General features: G+C 73.7%; 18 protein-coding genes. 3 read left to right on the top strand and 15 right to left on the bottom strand.

From position 1 onward, the window contains the following. Positions 1–54 precede the first annotated feature (54 nt). From BBK14_RS00390 to BBK14_RS00380, 3 genes are all read right to left on the bottom strand, one after another. Positions 55–1,338, bottom strand: coding sequence for a class I SAM-dependent methyltransferase (locus tag BBK14_RS00390; RefSeq protein ID WP_071059198.1), 1,284 nt, complete (start codon positions 1,336–1,338; stop codon positions 55–57). Between the two features lie 560 nt (positions 1,339–1,898). Further along, a complete protein-coding gene (locus tag BBK14_RS00385; RefSeq protein WP_071059197.1) occupies positions 1,899–2,468 on the bottom strand; it encodes a dTDP-4-dehydrorhamnose 3,5-epimerase family protein in 570 nt (189 codons plus the stop codon). Continuing rightward, positions 2,465–3,493 carry an NAD-dependent epimerase/dehydratase family protein gene (locus BBK14_RS00380; protein WP_071059195.1) on the bottom strand — a complete coding sequence of 343 codons (1,029 nt, stop codon included), beginning with the start codon at positions 3,491–3,493 and terminating at the stop codon, positions 2,465–2,467. The genes BBK14_RS00385 and BBK14_RS00380 overlap by 4 nt, the downstream gene beginning before the upstream one ends. 406 nt (positions 3,494–3,899) lie before the next feature. On the opposite strand from BBK14_RS00380, the gene BBK14_RS00375 reads away from it, so the two are divergent. Beyond that, the gene (locus tag BBK14_RS00375; RefSeq protein ID WP_071059193.1) at positions 3,900–5,585 is read left to right on the top strand and encodes a S8 family serine peptidase; all 1,686 of its coding nucleotides are present in this window, start codon (positions 3,900–3,902) and stop codon (positions 5,583–5,585) included. Positions 5,586–5,645: 60 nt separating this feature from the next. Here BBK14_RS00375 and BBK14_RS00370 read toward each other — a convergent pair whose 3' ends face one another. Both BBK14_RS00370 and BBK14_RS00365 read right to left on the bottom strand, forming a co-directional pair. Next, positions 5,646–6,671, bottom strand: coding sequence for a glycosyltransferase (locus BBK14_RS00370; RefSeq protein WP_241831003.1), 1,026 nt, complete (start codon positions 6,669–6,671; stop codon positions 5,646–5,648). 55 nt (positions 6,672–6,726) lie between these two features. Further along, on the bottom strand, positions 6,727–7,941 hold the full coding sequence (locus BBK14_RS00365) for a glycosyltransferase (RefSeq protein ID WP_071059192.1): 1,215 nt from the start codon (positions 7,939–7,941) through the stop codon (positions 6,727–6,729). A gap of 189 nt (positions 7,942–8,130) precedes the next feature. Here BBK14_RS00365 and BBK14_RS00360 point away from each other — a divergent pair, with 189 nt between their 5' ends. Beyond that, positions 8,131–9,357 carry a glycosyltransferase gene (locus tag BBK14_RS00360; protein WP_071059190.1) on the top strand — a complete coding sequence of 409 codons (1,227 nt, stop codon included), beginning with the start codon at positions 8,131–8,133 and terminating at the stop codon, positions 9,355–9,357. Positions 9,358–9,448: 91 nt separating this feature from the next. Here BBK14_RS00360 and BBK14_RS00355 read toward each other — a convergent pair whose 3' ends face one another. From BBK14_RS00355 to BBK14_RS00310, 10 genes are all read right to left on the bottom strand, one after another. Continuing rightward, positions 9,449–10,102 (bottom strand): PIG-L deacetylase family protein, encoded by a 654-nt coding sequence (locus BBK14_RS00355; RefSeq protein WP_020458433.1) that lies wholly within the window; start codon positions 10,100–10,102, stop codon positions 9,449–9,451. A 144-nt stretch (positions 10,103–10,246) separates the two neighbouring features. Further along, on the bottom strand, positions 10,247–10,834 hold the full coding sequence (gene pth, locus BBK14_RS00350; RefSeq protein WP_071059188.1) for an aminoacyl-tRNA hydrolase: 588 nt from the start codon (positions 10,832–10,834) through the stop codon (positions 10,247–10,249). Between the two features lie 17 nt (positions 10,835–10,851). Then, on the bottom strand, positions 10,852–11,478 hold the full coding sequence (locus BBK14_RS00345; RefSeq protein WP_071059186.1) for a 50S ribosomal protein L25/general stress protein Ctc: 627 nt from the start codon (positions 11,476–11,478) through the stop codon (positions 10,852–10,854). Positions 11,479–11,757: 279 nt separating this feature from the next. Beyond that, on the bottom strand, positions 11,758–12,405 hold the full coding sequence (locus tag BBK14_RS00340; protein ID WP_083390610.1) for a hypothetical protein: 648 nt from the start codon (positions 12,403–12,405) through the stop codon (positions 11,758–11,760). Beyond that, a complete protein-coding gene (locus BBK14_RS00335) occupies positions 12,402–13,196 on the bottom strand; it encodes a DUF6286 domain-containing protein (protein WP_071059184.1) in 795 nt (264 codons plus the stop codon). The genes BBK14_RS00340 and BBK14_RS00335 overlap by 4 nt, the downstream gene beginning before the upstream one ends. 147 nt (positions 13,197–13,343) lie before the next feature. Then, positions 13,344–13,844: an Asp23/Gls24 family envelope stress response protein gene (locus BBK14_RS00330; RefSeq protein WP_071059182.1), complete on the bottom strand. Its 501-nt coding sequence runs from the start codon at positions 13,842–13,844 to the stop codon at positions 13,344–13,346. Continuing rightward, positions 13,841–14,080, bottom strand: coding sequence for a hypothetical protein (locus BBK14_RS00325; protein WP_071059180.1), 240 nt, complete (start codon positions 14,078–14,080; stop codon positions 13,841–13,843). The genes BBK14_RS00330 and BBK14_RS00325 overlap by 4 nt, the downstream gene beginning before the upstream one ends. A gap of 13 nt (positions 14,081–14,093) precedes the next feature. Then, positions 14,094–14,540 (bottom strand): hypothetical protein, encoded by a 447-nt coding sequence (locus tag BBK14_RS00320; protein WP_071059178.1) that lies wholly within the window; start codon positions 14,538–14,540, stop codon positions 14,094–14,096. Next, entirely contained in the window at positions 14,530–14,940 is a 411-nt protein-coding gene (locus BBK14_RS00315) for a hypothetical protein (RefSeq protein WP_241831002.1), read from the bottom strand. The genes BBK14_RS00320 and BBK14_RS00315 overlap by 11 nt, the downstream gene beginning before the upstream one ends. Further along, positions 14,937–15,497 carry an Asp23/Gls24 family envelope stress response protein gene (locus BBK14_RS00310; RefSeq protein ID WP_071059176.1) on the bottom strand — a complete coding sequence of 187 codons (561 nt, stop codon included), beginning with the start codon at positions 15,495–15,497 and terminating at the stop codon, positions 14,937–14,939. Before BBK14_RS00310 ends, BBK14_RS00315 begins: the two co-directional genes overlap by 4 nt. A gap of 401 nt (positions 15,498–15,898) precedes the next feature. On the opposite strand from BBK14_RS00310, the gene BBK14_RS00305 reads away from it, so the two are divergent. Continuing rightward, positions 15,899–17,062 (top strand): 4-(cytidine 5'-diphospho)-2-C-methyl-D-erythritol kinase, encoded by a 1,164-nt coding sequence (locus tag BBK14_RS00305; protein ID WP_476739378.1) that lies wholly within the window; start codon positions 15,899–15,901, stop codon positions 17,060–17,062. Positions 17,063–17,117: the final 55 nt, after the last annotated feature.

Raw genomic sequence — 17,117 nt, 5'->3', positions numbered from 1 at the left:
CGCAGCCGGGGGGCTGCCGACGCTGATGTCATCGCTTCGTTGGGTTGGGCTCTCCTAGAGCACGACCGGACGGGGCACGGGTACGACGAAGCGGCCGCCCCGAGAGGCGTACTCCTCCTGCTGGGCCATGATCTCCTTCTTCACGTTCCACGCGAGCAGCAGCAGGTAGTCGGGCTGGCGCTCAAGCAGCACGGCCGGGTCGAGGATCGGGATCCGCGCGCCCGGGATGTACTTGCCCTGCTTGTGCACGTTCCGGTCGACGACGAAGTCGATCAGCGTGTGGTCGATGCCGGTCGAGTTCAGCAGGGTGGCGCCCTTGGCCGCCGCGCCGTAGGCCGCGATGGACTTCCCCTCGGCCTTCAGCGAGCGCAGCAGCTCGGTCAGCTCGCCCTGCAGCACGCGGACGTCGTCGCCGAAGCTGCCGTAGCGCTCGAACGTCCCGAGGCCGGCGGCGCGCTCCGCGTCCAGGACGGCCTTCACCGACCCGGTCGGCTCGGCGGCGCCCTGGTGCTGCATCCGCCAGCGCAGCGTCCCGCCGTGCAGGTCCGCGAACTCCTCGACGCCGACGAGCTGCAGGTCGTGGCGGCGCATGAGGGCGTCCACCGCGATCGTGGAGAAGTAGCAGAAGTGCTCGTGGTAGACGGTGTCGAACTCGTTGTGCGCCAGCAGCGCGCCGACCCCGGGGTTCTCGACGTCGACGATCCCGTCGTCGGCGAGCAGGATCGAGAAGCCCTCGACGAAGCTGTTGAGGTCGGGGACGTGCGCCATCACGTTGTTGGCGATGATGACGTCCGCCCGCAGGCCCTCGGCGACGAGCGTACGGGCGAGGTCGGCCCCGAAGAACTCCTCGCGGGTGGGCACGCCCGCCTTGCGCGCGGCGGCGGCCGGGCCGGGGGTCGGCTCGATGCCCAGCACCGGTATGCCGCGCTCGACGAACGCCTTGAGCAGGTAGCCGTCGTTGCTGGCGACCTCGACGACCAGGCTCTCCGGGCCGAGGTTGCGGCTCGCGATCAGGTCGATCACGTGCTTCTCGGAGTGCCGGACGAGCATGTCGGAGAACGACGAGAAGTACGGGTAGTCGGCGTCGAAGATCTCGTCGGCGGGGAGCACGTGGGTCAGCTGGACGAGCGCGCACTGCTCGCAGAAACCGACCTCCAGCGGGAAGGCCGGGTCCACGGCGTCGAGGGCGTCCGCCTTCACGAGCCGGTTCGCGACAGGGGTGTCACCCAGCGACAGGAAGACACGCGGGGCGGGCCCGTCACACGATCGGCAGGCGGTGACCGGGGCAGCGACGCCTCCCGCGGCCGGGCTTCCTTCTGCTGAGGTTCCGGATGACATGCGTTCCCCTGTTCGAGGTGACCGGCGCGCGGTGACCGGTGAGCGGCGGTTCGGCTGGCGGCACTTCAGCTGGCTGTACTTCGGCTGACAACAGTTCGGGCTGCGGCCGGATCGGATCTGATGTGGCCTCGGTCGAGATGATGACGATGTCGGCGTGACGGCCGTCAGCCGCCTCCGGTCGACCGGTCACGGACCACCGACCCACCGACGACCGCGTCCGACCAGATCACCATGACGGGCGTGCGAACAGATCGATTTCCAGGTGGTCCGCTCGTACCCGTCCGGCCGTCCCGAACCACCCCCACATTACTCAGCGTTGCGAACAAACACGCCAGGTGCTGGATTCGGCCGCTTTCGCCGCCTCCTCCACGCTTCCCGCCTCGTGCCCGGGATGCCACCCCGACTGGCGCACATCACGGTGACGTGAGTGTCACACACGCACGGAGTTGACCTGACGTAAGCACGCCGGGCATCCCCACCCCGGGAAACCGGCCTGCCCAGCGGGCATGGCCGTTGCCGACGGGCCCGGGACGCGGATCCGGCAAACCGGATCCCCCCGTTCAGGTCTGGCCGAGCTGGATGAGCTCGTCACCCGGGGCGCCGGCGGGCAGCAGCGGCCAGCCGCGGTCCTTCTCCGAGATCACCGAGACGGGCAGCGGCCAGGCGATCCCGAGCCGGGGGTCGTCAAAACGGAGACCACGATCATGCCCCGGAGTGAACGGGACGTTCATCTGGTATGTGGCCTCGGTGTCGTCCACCAGGGTCTGGTAGCCGTGCGCGAGCCCGGGGGCGATGAACAACGCCCGGTGGTTGTCCGCGGTCAGCTCCACGGCCACGTGCTCCAGGTAGGTCGCCGAGCCGGGCCGCGAGTCGACGATGACGTCCAGCAGGGCGCCGCGGGTGCAGCGGACCAGCTTGGTCTCGCGCACCGGCTCGCCGGCCCAGTGCAGGCCGCGGATCGTCCCGGCACGGCGGTTGTAGGCGACGCTGCACTGCGCGACGGCGACCTCCAGCCCGGCGGCGGCGAACTCCTCCTGGCAGAAGGTGCGCGCGAACAGGCCGCGGTCGTCCGAGAACGCCTCGACGTCGACGATCGTCACGCCGTCGACGGCGGTGGGCGTGAGCTTCACCGGGCGGTCCAGAACAGCTCGGCGTCGACCTGGCCGGTGCCGATCAGGTACTGCAGCTGCTTGAGCCGGGTGTGCCCGCGGCCGGTGAACGTCTCGGTGTCGAGCTGGATGCGGCTGAACACCTCGTGGAGCTGCTCGGCTCCCTTGTGCGCGTCCCAGTCGCAGGAGAAGCCCGGGAGCTGGGAGGCGATCTTGTCGAACGACACCCGGTAGCTGCGGTTGTCCCCGCCGTTGTCGCCGAAGCTCAGCTTGCAGCCGGTGAAGACGGTGGCGACCGCGTCCGCGATCTCCTTCACCTGGTAGTTCTGCGCGCTGTCACCCACGTTGAAGATCTCGTTGTGGACGGCGTCGCGCGGCGCGGCGAGCACGCACCGGATCGCCTTGGCGATGTCCAGGCCGTGCACCAGCGGGCGCCACGGGGTGCCGTCCGAGGTCATCGCGATCTCGTTCGTGGTCCAGGCGACCCCGGCCAGGTTGTTCAGCACGATGTCGAACCGCATCCGCGGCGAGGCGCCGTACGCGGTGGCGTTGCGCAGGAACGTCGGCGAGAAGGTGTCGTCCGCCAGCGGCGCGACGTCCCGCTCGACGTAGACCTTGCACTCGGCGTACGGCGTCTGCGGGTTGACCGGCGAGGTCTCCGTGACGTCCGACCCGGTCGCGACGCCGTAGACGCTGCACGACGACATGTAGACGAACCGCTGGACGCCGGCCTGCTTCGCCAGCTTCGCGAGCCGCACGGACCCCTGATGGTTCACCTTGTAGGTCACGTCGGGCGCCAGCGCGCCCAGCGGGTCGTTCGACAGCTCCGCCATGTGCACGACCGCGTCGACGCCCGCGAAGTCCTCGACGGTGAGGTCGCGCAGGTCCTTGTCGATCGTGTACGGGACACGGTCCGTGCCGCGGTAGAGCCAGCCGTACTTGTAGTAGCCGGTGTCCACCCCGACCACCTCGTGGCCGTCGCGCAGCAGCTCCGGGGCGAGCAGGCAGCCCAGGTAGCCCTCCGTGCCGGTGACGAGCACCTTCATCCGAGAGTCCTCCCGATCTCGACGAGGGCACGCGGGGTTCGACGACGGCCCTGCGCTCCGACCACAGAAGGTACCGAGAGGGCCGGAGGTGCCCGTCAGTGACGCCCCACTGTGCTCCTGTCCGTCTGACGACGAACACTCTGCGCATACCGGAGGCCCGCAGGCCATTCCCGCACCGAGGACGCCGACCCTGCCCACCCTCCCCCGTACGGATATGACCTACATCACTTCATGCAGCCGACGTGTGTCTTGGTGAACCGACGGCCTGTCGACTCGCAGACAAACGACCGCACAACACCGAGGATGTGGAAAGCTCGCCTCCGGACACGGTGTGTGCGTGTTCGTGGCGTGATGCGCATCCCCCGGTCCGCGCCGCGCGGAGCGTCCGAAGGCAGGTCAGGTAGTGATGGGTCACCGAGGCGCCGCCGGCGGGGCCCGGGCCGGGCGGCACCCGTCGGCCGGAGTCACCGGCGGGGTGCTGCTCGCGGTGCTGTCGGCGGTGCTGCTACCCGGCGCCGCGGCCGGCACGGCGGCCGCCGCGACGCCCCAGCCGGCGGCCCCGGGTGCGAGCGCCAGGCCGGCCCCCCGGACAACCCCCGCGCCGACGGCCTCGGCACCGGGCCGCTCCCCGTCGGGCGGGCTGCCATCCAGCGGATTCTCGTCCACCGACGAGCAGTGGTACCACGAGAGCCTCCGGCTCGCCGAGGCCCACCGGGTGAGCCGCGGCAGGGGCGTCATCGTGGCGATCATCGACGGCGGGGTGGACGCCACCCATCCGAAGCTGCGCGGGCAGCTCCTCTCCGGCGCCGGGGTCGGTGCGGACGCCGCTCTCGACGGGCTGCGCGACGACGACCCCGACGGCCACGGCACGGCCATGGCCGGGCTGGTCGCCGCCCGCGGTGACGTCGGTGACCCGGCTGTGTGGGGGGTCGCGCCCGAGGCGAAGATCCTGCCGATCTCCACCGGCGAGGAGGCCGACTCCGAGGAGGTCGCCCGTTCGGTGCGGATCGCCGTCGACCGGGGGGCGGGCGTGATCAGCATGTCCCTCGGCTCGGTGGGGCGGGCGACGAGCGCGGAGGAGAGCGCCGTCCGGTACGCGCTCGCGAACGACGTGGTGGTCGTGGCCTCGGCCGGCAACACCGAGCCGGGCGACACCGAGGTGAACTCCCCGGCGAACATCCCGGGCGTGATCGCCGTGACCGGATCGGACTACCGCGGGATGTTCTGGGGCGGCTCGGTACAGGGGCCGGAGGCTGTCCTGGCCGCGCCCGGACCGGGCATCCGGGCTCCGGTGCCGACCAGGGTGTCGCCCGACGGCCTGGACACCGGAGGCGGCACCAGCAACTCGGCGGCGATCGTCGCCGGGGTGGCCGCGCTCGTCCGCGCCGCGAAGCCCGACCTGGACGCACCCAACGTCATCAACCGCCTGATCCGCACCGCGCTCGACATGGGCCCGGTGGGGCGCGACAGCCAGTATGGCTTCGGGCTGGTCGAGCCGGTGGCCGCGCTGACCGCCGAGCTCCCCCTCGTGGACGGGAACCCACTGCTCACCGCCCCGATCCCACGCACCGGCAGCAGCGCGGACGGCGGCAGCGGGGCCGGGGGCGGCGCCACCCCCGACGGGGCCATCCCGGCCCTGCCGACACCGCCGCTGCCCGCGGCCGCCACTCCCCCCGTCGCCGCGGCCAGCCCCGACGAGGGTGGGGACGGCCCGTCCGCGCTGACCTGGATCGCCGGGCTCGGCCTCGCGGCGTCGGCGGGTGTTCTGCTCGGGGCGCTGGCGTACGTGCTGGCCGGCGCCCGGTTCGCCGCGGCGCTGGGCCGCCGCCGGGCCACGGCCGGGGTCACGGGGCCGGGCGGTGGCCCGCCCGCGACGGCGGCCGTCCCGCCGGAGGCCCCCCCGCCCGGTTGGGCGACGCAGCCCGGCTGGGCGGCTCCACCGACCCGTGCCGTACCACCCGACAGGGCGGGGCAGCCTGCCCCGCCACACCCGCCGGCCCCACCGCACCCGGCCGGGCCGGCGACGGGAGGCCCGCGCACCCCCGGTGGGGGCGTTCCCGTCGACACCCGCGGGTGGCGGACACCGCACTGACGCTCGGGATGTCCGAGGCGTCAGTGTCAGTAGTGCCCTGGCGTCAGTAGTGCCCTGGCGTCAGCGCGGCGGGGGGCCGACCAGCAGGCCCTTGATGTAGGCGGCGTGCTCGTCGGCCGTGGCCCTGCGGCCCCGCACCCGGGAGAGCACCGTGCGGCCCGCGTAGCCGGCGACGAGCATCGAGCGCATCACGTTCACCCGCGCCGGGGCGTTGTGCTTGCGCAGGTAGCGGACCATCGAGGCGCCGCGCATCTGCAGCATCCACGTCTTGCCGGCCCCGGAGCCGCCGGCGCCGTGCGGGACGAGCAGGTCGGYGCGCAACTGCTGGCGCATCCCCGCCTCGCGGATCGCCCGGCCCAGCGCCATGTCCTCGTTGTAGACGTAGAACGTCTCGTCGAAGCCGCCGAGCTCGAGGAACGACTGCCGGCGGACGGCCATGCAGGCCCCGGTCAGCCACTCGGGGCTCATCGGCCGGTTCGGCGTCGGACGGGCGAACAGCGCCGACGACGGGGCGATCTTGTGGGCTCCCAGGACGTGCATGAGCACCCGACGGGGGGTCGGCTCCCAGCCGCCGTTGCCGAGCTCGGGCTTGTCGTCCTGCCCCTTCATGGTCGCCGCGCTCACGACCAGGCCGGGGTCGCCCTCGAGGTCGGCGACGAGCGTCCTGATGACCTCGACGGTCGGCCGGCTGTCCGGGTTGCCCAGCACCACGTAGTCGTACGCGGACGAGCGGATGCCCATGTTGGCCGCCTTCGCGAAGCCCTTGCCGCCACCGGAATCTATGTAGCGGCCGTTCGGCCGGTCGGCGAGGAGCTCGTCCACCCGGTCGACGCCACTGGCGTTGTCGACGACGACGACGGGCATGTCGATCGGCAGCGTCGCGAACATCTGCTCGAGCTGGTCACGGCTGTGGAAGCTCACGAGCTGGAGCTCGAACGACCAGCCGTCCACGGCCGGCCGCACGGCGGGCACGGCTGGCACCCTGGCGGGGCCGTCCGGAGCTGGGCTGTCCGGAGCTGGTGTCTCCAGGGTGGAGCCGGCAGGTGTCGCCTGGTCGGCAACCGAGTCGGGTGCGATGTCCGGCACGGGTCTGTTCCTCTCAGCTCGCCGCTCGGAACGGTCAGCTCACGACGGACGACAGTCACACAACGGACACGGAGGCGCCGGCCCCGGACGCGCTGGCGGGGTCGATGTCGGCTTCGGACGCCGCCGGCTGCGCCGGCACGGGCTGCCGGTCCGGCTTCGGCCAGATCGCCGGCCGGTCACGGGCCAGGAAGCGGCGGACGCCGCCGAGCGCGACGGCCTGCAGGAAGAAGACCTGGGCCACCAGGCGGCTCGGCCCGGGCGGGGTCCCGCCCCGCATCAGGACGCCGGCGCTGGCCGCACCGGCGGCGTTGCCGAGCAGGAACAGCCGGGCGCCCCAGCTGTTGCGGGCCGCCGGGACGCTGATCGCCACCAGCGCGACGTGGGCCAGCGGGCCGAACGAGGACCGGACGAGTCGGTGCCCCCACAGCTGCGAGGTGACCGGCAGCGCGCCGGGCACGAGCGCGGCGCGGCGCCGCCAGAGCATGTCGAGGTTGCCGGCGACGATGCGGGTGCGGCGCTCCCACTCGGCGGCGTAGTCCGGCGCGGAGGTCTCGATCGAGTAGGCCTCGGGCTCATAGACCACCCGCAGGCCACTTTCGAGGATGTCGAGCGCCAGCCAGGCGTCGTCCACCGCGGTGTCCTTCGGCAGCGGCCGGAACGCCTTGCGGCGGAACGCCAGCATCTCGCCGACCACGCCGATGGTGGCGCCGGTCGCGGACTCGCGCTGCTTGAGCCAGGACTCGAACGTCCAGTAGAAGCCCTGGGCGCCGGCCGGGTCGTCGACCTGCTTCTCGCCGGCGACGGCGCCGACGGACTCGTCGGTGAAGTGGCGCGCCGCGGCGCGCAGCGAGTGCGGGGCCAGCACCGCGTTGGCGTCGGTGAGGACCACGACGTCGTGGCTGGCCGCGGCGACACCGCGGTTGACCGCGCGGGCCTTGCCGAGCCGCTCCCCGGACGACAGGACCCGGACGCCGGGACGGCGGGCGGCTGTGGCCGTCTCCGCGTCGTCGGCGACGACGATGATCTCCATCGGGCCGGGGTAGTCCGTACCGGCCAGCTCGTCGAGCTTGGTGCCGATGACCGCCGACTCGCGGTAGGCGGAGACCACGACGCTGAGGCCCGGCCACACGTCCGGCTCGGCGGGGACCGACGGCGCAAGCCCACGACTGCGGTACCCGATGTAAGCGGGATACAGAACATGGCCGTACACGGCGGTCGCGCCGAGAACCGCGATCGCGGTGCCCTTCCCGAATGCACGAGCTCCTGTCATGCGACAACCGTAGCGGTGCCTCTACCAGGTGACGGAATGGGCTACCCGGCACCTTACCGGGGCGATCACCGACGCGGGCCGGGCGGAACCCGTCCCCGCCCGCCCGGACCCGCTGTCCCGGCATGCCCGCCGGTGTCCCTGCCGCTCCCCTGCCGGGCGGCCGCGGGCCCCGGGACTACAGTTACTCGGATGAGCGACTCCGAGCGCTGGATCGTCGTCGTCGAGGAGCCCTTCCTCCCCGCGGATGCCGGCGGGCGGGTGGAGACCTTCAGCTTCCTCACGGCGGCCTCGGCGGCCGGTATCCGGATGCAGGTCCTGGTGCCGTCCCGCACCGACCTGGACATCGCGGCCTACGAGGACGCCGTCCCCGGCGCGGCGGTCATCCGCCTACCCCGGGACGACAGCCCGCTGGCGCACCTCTCGCCGCGGCCGTTCACGCACGCGTCCCGCCCGGTCGGCCCGCTGCGCCGGGCGCTGGAGAACACCCCGCCGCGCGCCGACTCCGTCATCAGCTACAGCTGCCGGACGTCGCATCTCGGCGAGGAGATCGCGCGGGTCTGGCGGCTTCCCCACCTGGTGCGGGCGCACAACATCGACTCGGAGTTCTTCCGCGTCCTGGCCCGGAACTCCACGGGCCCCCGCGCGGTCGCCTACGAGCTCGAGTACCACCGCCTGCGGCTCGCCGAGCAGGCCATGCACCACTCACCGCTGGTGAACGCCATCGCGGACATCTCCGTGGAGGACCACGAGTGGCGCCGCGGGCGGGCGAGCGTCCCGACGTTCCACCTGCCGCCGTTCCTGCCCGCCAGCACGGTCGCCGAGGCCCGCGCGGCCGGCGGCGTCGCGGACACGGAGCGGGCCGGCGAGCGCCTGGTCTTCGTCGGCTCGCTGGACACGCCCACCAACATCGAGGCGCTGCGCTGGTTCCTGGGCGGCTGCTGGCCCACGATCCGGGTGCGCCACCCCGCGGCCGTCCTGCAGGTCGTCGGCCGCCGTCCGGAGGACGGCCTGGCCGAGTGGCTGGCCGGCTTCGACAGCGTCGAGCTGCACACCGACGTGCCGAGCGTGCTCGGCTACGTGGCCGGGGCGACCGTGTCGGTGAACCCGATGCGCTCCGGGTCCGGGGTCAACATCAAGGCGATCGAGGCGATGTCCGCCGGGACGCCTGTCGTCAGCACCCCGACCGGCAGCCGCGGCCTGGGCTGGCGCCCGGGCGAGCACCTGCTGGTCGCCGACGATCCGGGCGCGTTCGCGGACGCCGTCTGCGGGCTGCTGGACAACCCCTGGCTCGCCGCCGAGGTCGGGACGGCCGGGCGCGAGTTCGTCCTGCGCGAGCTCGATCACGCGACGCTCATCGACCGGGTCCGGGGCATGCTGGCCGGGCGCACCGAGGAGACCACAGCTCAGACCGCTTGAGACGGGGCTGGCGGGGCTGGCGCCGGGGTCACCCGGCGGGGGCCCCGCACCGGCCCCCGGTCACCGGGGGTGGCCCGGTGACCGGGTCAGGTCACCAGGCGAGTGTCAGTTTGCGGGCGTCGAACGCCTCGGCGTAGCGGCTGCCGCACTCGACGCCGCGCAGCCGCATCGTCGCGCGGAACGTCTCCTCGTCGAACCAGATCCGGTCGTGCTGGCTGCTGAAGTGCCGCTGGAGATGCTCCACCTTGGCCGCCACCACGTCCTCGGGCACCGGTACGTAGAGGCTCGGGGCGCCGCGGTCGCTCTCCCACTTGGGGATCTCGTAGCCGAGGATCAGCGCGCCGCGGAAGGCCTGCCAGGCCAGTTCGGCCAGCATGCGATGGTCCTGATGGGCGTCACCGAGCGAGGGCGCGAAGACGATGTCCGGGGTCACCTGCCGGGAGATCTGCAGCAGCATCTCCTTGACCCCGCTCCACTCCCGGGGGAGGAAGCCGTCCCGCACCTCGTGCAGGTGCAGGGAGCCCAGGGACGAGCCGAGCAGCTCGCGCGCGCTCGCCTCCGCCTCGGAACCCCGCTCACCGCTGCCGGAGAAGACCACCCAGTGGACCACAGTGTCCGGATGGGCGGCGATCATCTGCGAGATCGTGCCGCCGGCGCCGATCTCCACGTCGTCCGCGTGCGCGCCGAGAGCCACCACCGTGTAGGCGCTGCCCTCGACCGGGCGGCCCGGCGTCAGCGCGAGCATCGCACGCTCCTCTCGGTCACCGGCCACATGGCGGCCCAACCTACCCGGATCCGCACAGCGGAACATCACCGATACCGTCTACACCAGCGCGCTCGCGCACCCGCGGGCGAACACGGTAGCGGTGTGTTCCCTCGCGGGTGCGCGTCAACCGGCGTGGAAGCGGTTCTGCACGGCCGCGAGCTCTTCCTGGAGCAGCGACTCGACGGCGTCCGCCGCGTTGTCGACGATCAGCGGGAGCGCCTTGCGCTCGACCGGGCTGAAGTCGCGCAGGACGAAATCCGCCGGATCCATCCGCCCGGGTGGCCGGCCGATGCCAACCCGGACCCGCAGGTAGTCACGCGAGCCCAGCGAGGAGGTGATCGAGCGCAGCCCGTTGTGCCCGTTGTCCCCGCCGCCGCGCTTGAGCCGGATGGCGTCGAACGGGATGTCCAGCTCGTCGTGGACGACGATCACCCGGGAGAGGTCGATCTTGTAGAACGCCCGGACAGCGGCCACCGGCGGCCCCGAGACGTTCATGAACGTCCGCGGCCTGGCGAGAACGACCGAGCGCCCGGCGAGCCGCACCTGGTCGATCTCGGCCCGCGAGCGGTGGGACCGCAGCCGGGCGCCGGTGCGCTCGGCCAACAGGTCCACCACCATGAAACCGATGTTGTGCCGGTTCCCGGCATAGCTCGCGCCTGGGTTGCCTAGGCCGACGACGAGCCAGGGCCCGTCATCGGCAGGGGCTTCCATCCGCTCGCCGGAGCAGATCAGGCCGAGGCAGCCGGGGCGGCGGCCGTGCCCTCAGTGCCCTCGGCGGTCTCGCCGAGATCGGCTTCCATCTGGGCGACCGTCCGCTTGGCCAGGCCCTGGACGACGACGAGCTCCCCGTCGGCCTCGAGCTCGACACCCTGCGGCAGCTCCAGCTGGGCGGCCGTGATGCCGTGACCCGCCTCGAGGCCGGTGATGTCGACCTCGATCCGGTCCGGCAGCGACGCCGCGTCGGCCTTCACCGACAGCGCCGTGACCTGCTGGTCGACCAGGGTGTCGGGGTCGGCCTCACCGATGAGGACGAGCGCGACCTCAACCGAGACGTGCTCGCCCCGGTTGACCAGGACCAGGTCGACGTGCTCATAGCTGCCGCGGATCGGGTGGCGCTGGACCTCCTTGGGCAGCGCCAGCTCCGTCTGGCCCGACAGCTCCAGCGTCAGCAGGACGTTGGTGCCGGCGTCGGTCTTGAACGCGTGCAGCAGATCGTGAGCGGGCAGCGCGATGTGGCGCGGCGGCTGGCCGTGACCGTAGAGAACAGCCGGGACCTTGCCGGCCCGGCGGGTGCGACGAGCCCCGCCCTTCCCGAACTCGGTGCGCGGCTCCGCGGCGATGCGGACCTCGGACATGGGGGCGCTCATCCTTTCAGCAATGTGAACTCGGCGCCTGGCGGTCACCGACCGCCGATCACCAGGAGATGGTGACTCAGCGGCGAAAGGTGGCTCAGCGCCGGACGGCGGGGCCGCGCCATCATGGACGCGGTCCTCAACAGTACCGGAAGCTTCGCTGTCAACACCCGAGAGGTGTCGTGTCGCCCCGACCTCGCTGCCGCGGCTCCCCCCGCCCGGCTCGCGAAAGCGCGCAAACTCCCCGGCGCGGTGCGCCCGCCGGCTCACCACTGGATGGCGTCAGCGCACCCTGGCCGGCGGGCCGGCGTGTACCGCGAGATCGATCTCGGCGCCGAGATCCGGGCGTCCCACCGCGCGGCGCGCCCGTGGCAGCACCCGCTCCTCGACGTCGGAACGGACGGCGCGGATGTCCGCCCCGGCATCCGCCTCGACGGCCAGCTGGAGCACCGGCCGGCGCGGCCGTCCGCGCACGACCACCCGCACCGCGTGCACCACGGGGTTCGCGACCAGGTCCGCCGCGACGGCGTCCGCGAGCGCGGCGGTGTCGAGGTGAACCCCGCCGACCTCGTCGTCAGTCACATAGAGACCACGGAGCCGGCTCGTCCGGGCCTGGGCGACCAGCCATCCGACGGCGCACAGGGCCACCACGCCGGCGGCCGTGCCCACGACCGGCCAGAACCACCCGTGCCGCGCCGCGAAGGAGCGGACATCCCCCCCGAGCACGGGCCGATCGGCGAGCGCCGGGCCGAACAGGCCCGATCCGGCCAGCAGGACCAGCACTCCACCGCCCAACAGCACCAGGCCGACCAGCACCAGGAGGACCTGGTTACAACGGTCCACCACCGGGATGAACGCGCGCGTCGGCGCGGGTGAGCCGGCGCCGGCCGACGGAGCCGCGTGCCGGGCCGGAACGCCGCCGCGGGTCATCGCCGGCCCCCGGGCGTCCCCGAGCGGGCGGTGCCGATCTCGCGCTTCGTGCCCGGTGCCGCGGCGGCCGGCGACGCACGCCAGGCCCCGGGCACGGTCCGGGCCGCGGCGGAGGCGGGCTCGGGCGACACCGGGGAGTTCGACGTTGGCAGCGACGACACCGAAACCGGCGAGGTTGACGTCGACACCGACGAAAGCGAGGGCGACACCGACGAAGGCGAGGGCGCCACCGGCGGGGCGACGAGCCCGTGGCCGGAACGCCGACCAAGGCGCTCGGAGCTCGTCGTGAGCATCAGTCGCGGCGGGCGCAGCAGGTCGAACGACTCCACCCTGCGCGCCAGCCGCGCCCGGACCTCGACCACCGCGCCGGTGGACGTCCGCGGCCGCAGCCGGGCGCGGACCACGGCACGCCGCCGCCGCACCCGGGCCGAGGCGGCCGAGACCCCGTCGACCGCGAGCGCGCTCTGCCGCAACGCCCGGGCGAGTGCCCGGCGGGAAACGAACACCGCCGCGCCGGGCGTGGTCGGACGGGTCCGGAAACGCGGCCTCGCGCCCAGCCGGGCGCAGAGGAACAGCACGCCGACGCCGACGAGCACGACGCACACCCCCACGAGCCGGACGGCGCCGCTCGACCACGACCAGTCACCGAGACGCGCCGACCAGGCTGGCCAGTCGACCAGAGCGGGCCCGTGCCCGCCCGCGGCGACGATGATCTCCACCAGCGCGATGACGCCGGCGGCGGCGAGCACCGCCGCCACGAGCGCCGCAAGGACGCGGTTACCGGCCCGCATGGCGCCTCCCTCCCGCGCCGAGGGGGTTCGAACCGCCGGTCTCCGGCACGGACAGAACAACCGGCACGGTTCGGCCTGCCCGCGAGCGGCCACGCTGACACGCCGGGTCACCGCCCGCTCGGGCCCGCGCGCGCAGGCCCGAGCGGGTCACGGGCCCGCCCCCGCGGACAGCAGCGGGATGTCGATATCGATGCGGGCGACGGGCAGCCCGGCGAGCGCGGCCACCCGTTCGCGCACCCTGTCCCGGACGGCCTGCGTGGTCTGGCTCACCGAGGCCGGGTAGGTGATCGACAGCGTCAGCGACACCCAGGCCGCTCCGTCGACCACCCGCACCGTCGCCTCGGGACGACCGCTCGGCCGGTCACCGAACCCGTCGGCAGGCCGGGCGCCGTGCCCGGCGTCCGGCCGGCGCCGGCCGTAACCGTGACCGGTCCGCCGCCAGCCCGGACCCCGCCAACCCGGTCGCGGGCGGCCACCGGGCGAGCCGTCGCGCAGAAACTCGGCGACCCTGGTCGCCACCCGGGGCGGCGGGCCCGCGACAGCCTCCACATCGGCGGCGGCGATCGCGGCGATCTTCGCCACGACCCGCTCGGCGACCAGCAGCCGGCCCGGACCGCCGCCGCCGCCGCCGAGATGATCGGGGCTCACGGCTGTTCCCGGCGCCGGCCGCCGCCGGGGAACCGACCGCGGTCCCGGCCCGGCCGCGACCGGTCGAACCGGCCCCGGTCGAACCGGCTGAGGTCGATCTCGCCGTCGACGAGCTTCCCGACGATCAGTCCGAGGGCCCCGAAGAGCAGGACGATCAGGAACTCGCCGAACCCGCCGAACGCGAGCGCGAGGCCCGCGACGAGTCCGGCGATCAGTCCGAGCGCACTCGATCGCATCCGAGGTCCTCCCTCAACGGCAGTGCCAGTGACCTGGCGCGCCGCCCGTTCCGGACCGGCGCGCGCCGCCTCCTGCACGCCGCGTCATCCTGATTCCCAGTCTCGGCCACGTGGCCTGGACCTTCCAGTTCGCGGCCCGGGCCCTCCAGTTCGCGATCTCCCAGTTCGCGCCCTCCCGGCGGACCAGCCGCGCACGGGCCCGCCCGAGCAGGCCACGTTTTCGGTAGAAGGTCACGGTCGGGGCCGGCCTCGTTCCGTCCGGACCGCCCCCGACATCACCGTGGCCGCCGCCGCCGGGCCTGCCACCAGGCCCGATATCTGTGCGACCGCCGCCGGCACCGGCCGCGGTGAACGCCCGCAGGCCGGCCTGGAACGCCTCGGGATCGCCGCCGCGGTCCGGGTGGTTGTCGAGGATGAACCGCCGCCGCGCCGCCCGCGCGGCGCGGGGGTCAGGTGACACCGACCCAGGCCGGGACGTCGACCTCGAGATCATCGATGATCACATCGATCCGGGGACAGCTCGGGGCCGCGAAGGCCACCGCCGCCCGGACCTGCGCCGCGAGCTCAGCCACGGTCGGCCCGAACCGGCAGACCACGCGAACCGTGATCCCCTCCGGCCCGGCACCGGCCGTCGCGCCGTCCCGGGGAGCCATGCCGTCCAGGGGCGTCACGCCCGCGGTCGGTCGGCCGACCAGTCGGACGACGTCCGGGCAGGCACGCACCCGGGCGGCGACCTCGTTCATCTCGGCGATGCCGGCCCGGTACATGTCAGCTGGTCCGGCCACGTCAGCCGGCATGGTGACGTCGACCAGACCGGGCGGGTCGGCCGGTGCCGGGCGGGCTGGCTCCCGCGCGGTCAACGGACCCGTGGCGGGGCCTCCGCCGCCTCGTCGTCGCCGATGTAGACGTCGTCCACGGCGATGTTGACCTCGGTGACCTCCAGGCCGGTCATCTGCTCGACCGAGTCGACGACGTTGCGGCGGACCGCCTGCGAGAGGTCGACGATCGAGATGCCGTACTCGCAGACGACGTCCAGGTCGATCGCGGCCTGCCGCTCGCCCACCTCCACCGACACGCCCTGCGACATGCTGGGACTCGTTCCCGGCAGCCGTGATCGGAAGGTGCCCATCGCGCGGCTGCCACCGGTTCCGAGATCGTGGACCCCGGACACCTCCCTGGTCGCGACGCCGGCGATCTTGCTTACCACGGAGTCGGCGATCGACGTCCGGCCCTGCGCCGTCACCAGCTCGGTGGAGGTACGCCGGGCGGGTGCCGTGGACCGCTCTGCCGTGCCATTCCAGTTGCCCTCCCCCGGCCGGACCCGGTCCGGCCCCGGCCCCGGCCCAGCGGGCCGGCTCTCGCCTGGTCCCGGGGCGGTGCCCATGTCGGCGCCCTGCGTCCGCGTGGTGGTCGTCATCGCTACTCCTCCCGCGTCACGGTGCCCGCGCCCGGCCGGCGGCGCGGTGGCGACTCGGGGCCGCGGCGCGCGCCCGGTGTGGCCGGGAAGGTCACCGGTGCCGTCCACCCGACGAGGTACCCGCCCCGCCCGGGCTAATACGTCCCCGCCGGAACGGGCCGGTACGTCCCGCCGGAACCGGCTGGTACGTCCACGCAGGAAGCGGCCGGGCACTCGGGAGGCGGGTAGCGGACACCGGAACGCACCCGGAGGCGCCAGAACCGGCGGGACGCAAGAGCCGCTCCGCCGCCGCGACCGATAAGTTGAGCACGGGCCCCTACGTTGAGCGCGGGCCCCGGTGACCAACACCGGCCATGCCGAGTGCGCTCGCCGCGAGCGACGCCTGAGCCAAGGAGCGTCCGTTGCCTCGATCGCATCCGGGTCGACGCGCCACCGAACCCGGCCGCCCCCTGCCGACCGTCACCGTTCGCGCTCCCGCCAAGGTCAACCTCCACCTCGGGGTGGGCCCACGCCGGCCCGACGGCTACCACGAGGTGACGACGATCCTGCAGGCCGTCGCGCTGTACGACGACATCACCGCGACGTCGGTCCCCCCGGAGTCACTCTCCGGGCCCGAGGGCGCCGGCCCGGTGTTCACCGACGAGGACCCGATCGCGGTCACGGTCGGCGTCGCCGGCGAGGGCGCGCGGCCGGCAACGTCAGACGACGCGGACGGCGCTGGCGACGGCCCGGGTGACACCGGCGCCGAGCCGTCCGTCTCGGTGGTGCCGACCGGTAAGGACAACCTGGCTGTCCGCGCCGCCTACCTGGTCGCCGAGGCCGCCGGGATCCGCGGCGAGGCCGTCCACCTGACGCTGTCGAAGGGCATCCCGGTCGCCGCCGGGATGGCCGGCGGCAGCGCCGACGCGGCCGCGGCCCTGCTCGCCTGCGACACGCTGTGGGGCGCCGGCCTCGACCGCGAGACCCTCGTCGCGCTGGCCGCCAAGCTGGGCAGCGACGTCCCGTTCCCGCTCACCGGTGGGACGGCGCTGGGCACCGGCCGCGGTGAGCAGCTCACCGACGTCCTCGGGCGCGGCGAGTACCACTGGGTGTTCGCGCTCGCCGACGGCGGGCTGTCCACGCCCGCCGTCTACGGCGAGTTCGACCGGCTCTCCGAGGGCAGGCTGCGCACCGGGCCCACGCCCGCGGACGCTGCCCTGAGCGCCCTGCGCAGCGGGGATCCGGCGGAGCTCGGAGCCGCCCTGGTCAACGACCTGCAGCCGGCGGCGCTGCGGCTGCGCCCGTCCCTGCGGCGGGTGCTGGAGAGCGGGCTGGAGCTGGGCGCGATCGGCGCGATCGTGAGCGGATCCGGGCCGACCTGCGCTTTCCTCGCCCGCGACGCGGCGGCGAGCGTCTCGCTCGCCGCGAGCCTCGCCGGCATGGGCGTCGCGCGCGCCGTCCGGCGGGCCCACGGCCCGGTCGCCGGAGCACGGGTGATCCCGGCGGACCCGGCCGGTCCGGGTGGGGAGCCGGGCAGCTCCGCGGCGCAGCCCCCGCCGCTTTCCCCCTCCTCGTCACCGGCGTGACCCGCCCGCCTGCATACTCGGACACGTTCCGGGCACGGGACGCGTCCGAGTACGC

This window comes from Parafrankia soli (assembly GCF_001854695.1).
Classification (GTDB): Bacteria; Actinomycetota; Actinomycetes; order Frankiales; family Frankiaceae; genus Parafrankia; species Parafrankia soli.
This window is presented reverse-complemented; position numbering and strand designations above follow the sequence as displayed.

Excerpts from the sequence above, each read along its gene's own strand:
- BBK14_RS00380 (WP_071059195.1), bottom strand. The coding sequence starts at position 3,493 with ATGAAGGTGCTCGTCACCGGCACGGAGGGCTACCTGGGCTGCCTGCTC.
- BBK14_RS00365 (WP_071059192.1), bottom strand. The coding sequence starts at position 7,941 with ATGACAGGAGCTCGTGCATTCGGGAAGGGCACCGCGATCGCGGTTCTC.
- BBK14_RS00355 (WP_020458433.1), bottom strand. The coding sequence starts at position 10,102 with ATGCTCGCGCTGACGCCGGGCCGCCCGGTCGAGGGCAGCGCCTACACG.
- BBK14_RS00360 (WP_071059190.1), top strand. The coding sequence starts at position 8,131 with ATGAGCGACTCCGAGCGCTGGATCGTCGTCGTCGAGGAGCCCTTCCTC.
- BBK14_RS00335 (WP_071059184.1), bottom strand. The coding sequence starts at position 13,196 with ATGCGGGCCGGTAACCGCGTCCTTGCGGCGCTCGTGGCGGCGGTGCTC.
- BBK14_RS00375 (WP_071059193.1), top strand. The coding sequence starts at position 3,900 with ATGGGTCACCGAGGCGCCGCCGGCGGGGCCCGGGCCGGGCGGCACCCG.
- BBK14_RS00310 (WP_071059176.1), bottom strand. The coding sequence starts at position 15,497 with ATGACGACCACCACGCGGACGCAGGGCGCCGACATGGGCACCGCCCCG.
- BBK14_RS00340 (WP_083390610.1), bottom strand. The coding sequence starts at position 12,405 with ATGACCCGCGGCGGCGTTCCGGCCCGGCACGCGGCTCCGTCGGCCGGC.
- BBK14_RS00390 (WP_071059198.1), bottom strand. The coding sequence starts at position 1,338 with ATGTCATCCGGAACCTCAGCAGAAGGAAGCCCGGCCGCGGGAGGCGTC.
- BBK14_RS00325 (WP_071059180.1), bottom strand. The coding sequence starts at position 14,080 with ATGCGATCGAGTGCGCTCGGACTGATCGCCGGACTCGTCGCGGGCCTC.
- pth (WP_071059188.1), bottom strand. The coding sequence starts at position 10,834 with ATGGAAGCCCCTGCCGATGACGGGCCCTGGCTCGTCGTCGGCCTAGGC.
- BBK14_RS00345 (WP_071059186.1), bottom strand. The coding sequence starts at position 11,478 with ATGTCCGAGGTCCGCATCGCCGCGGAGCCGCGCACCGAGTTCGGGAAG.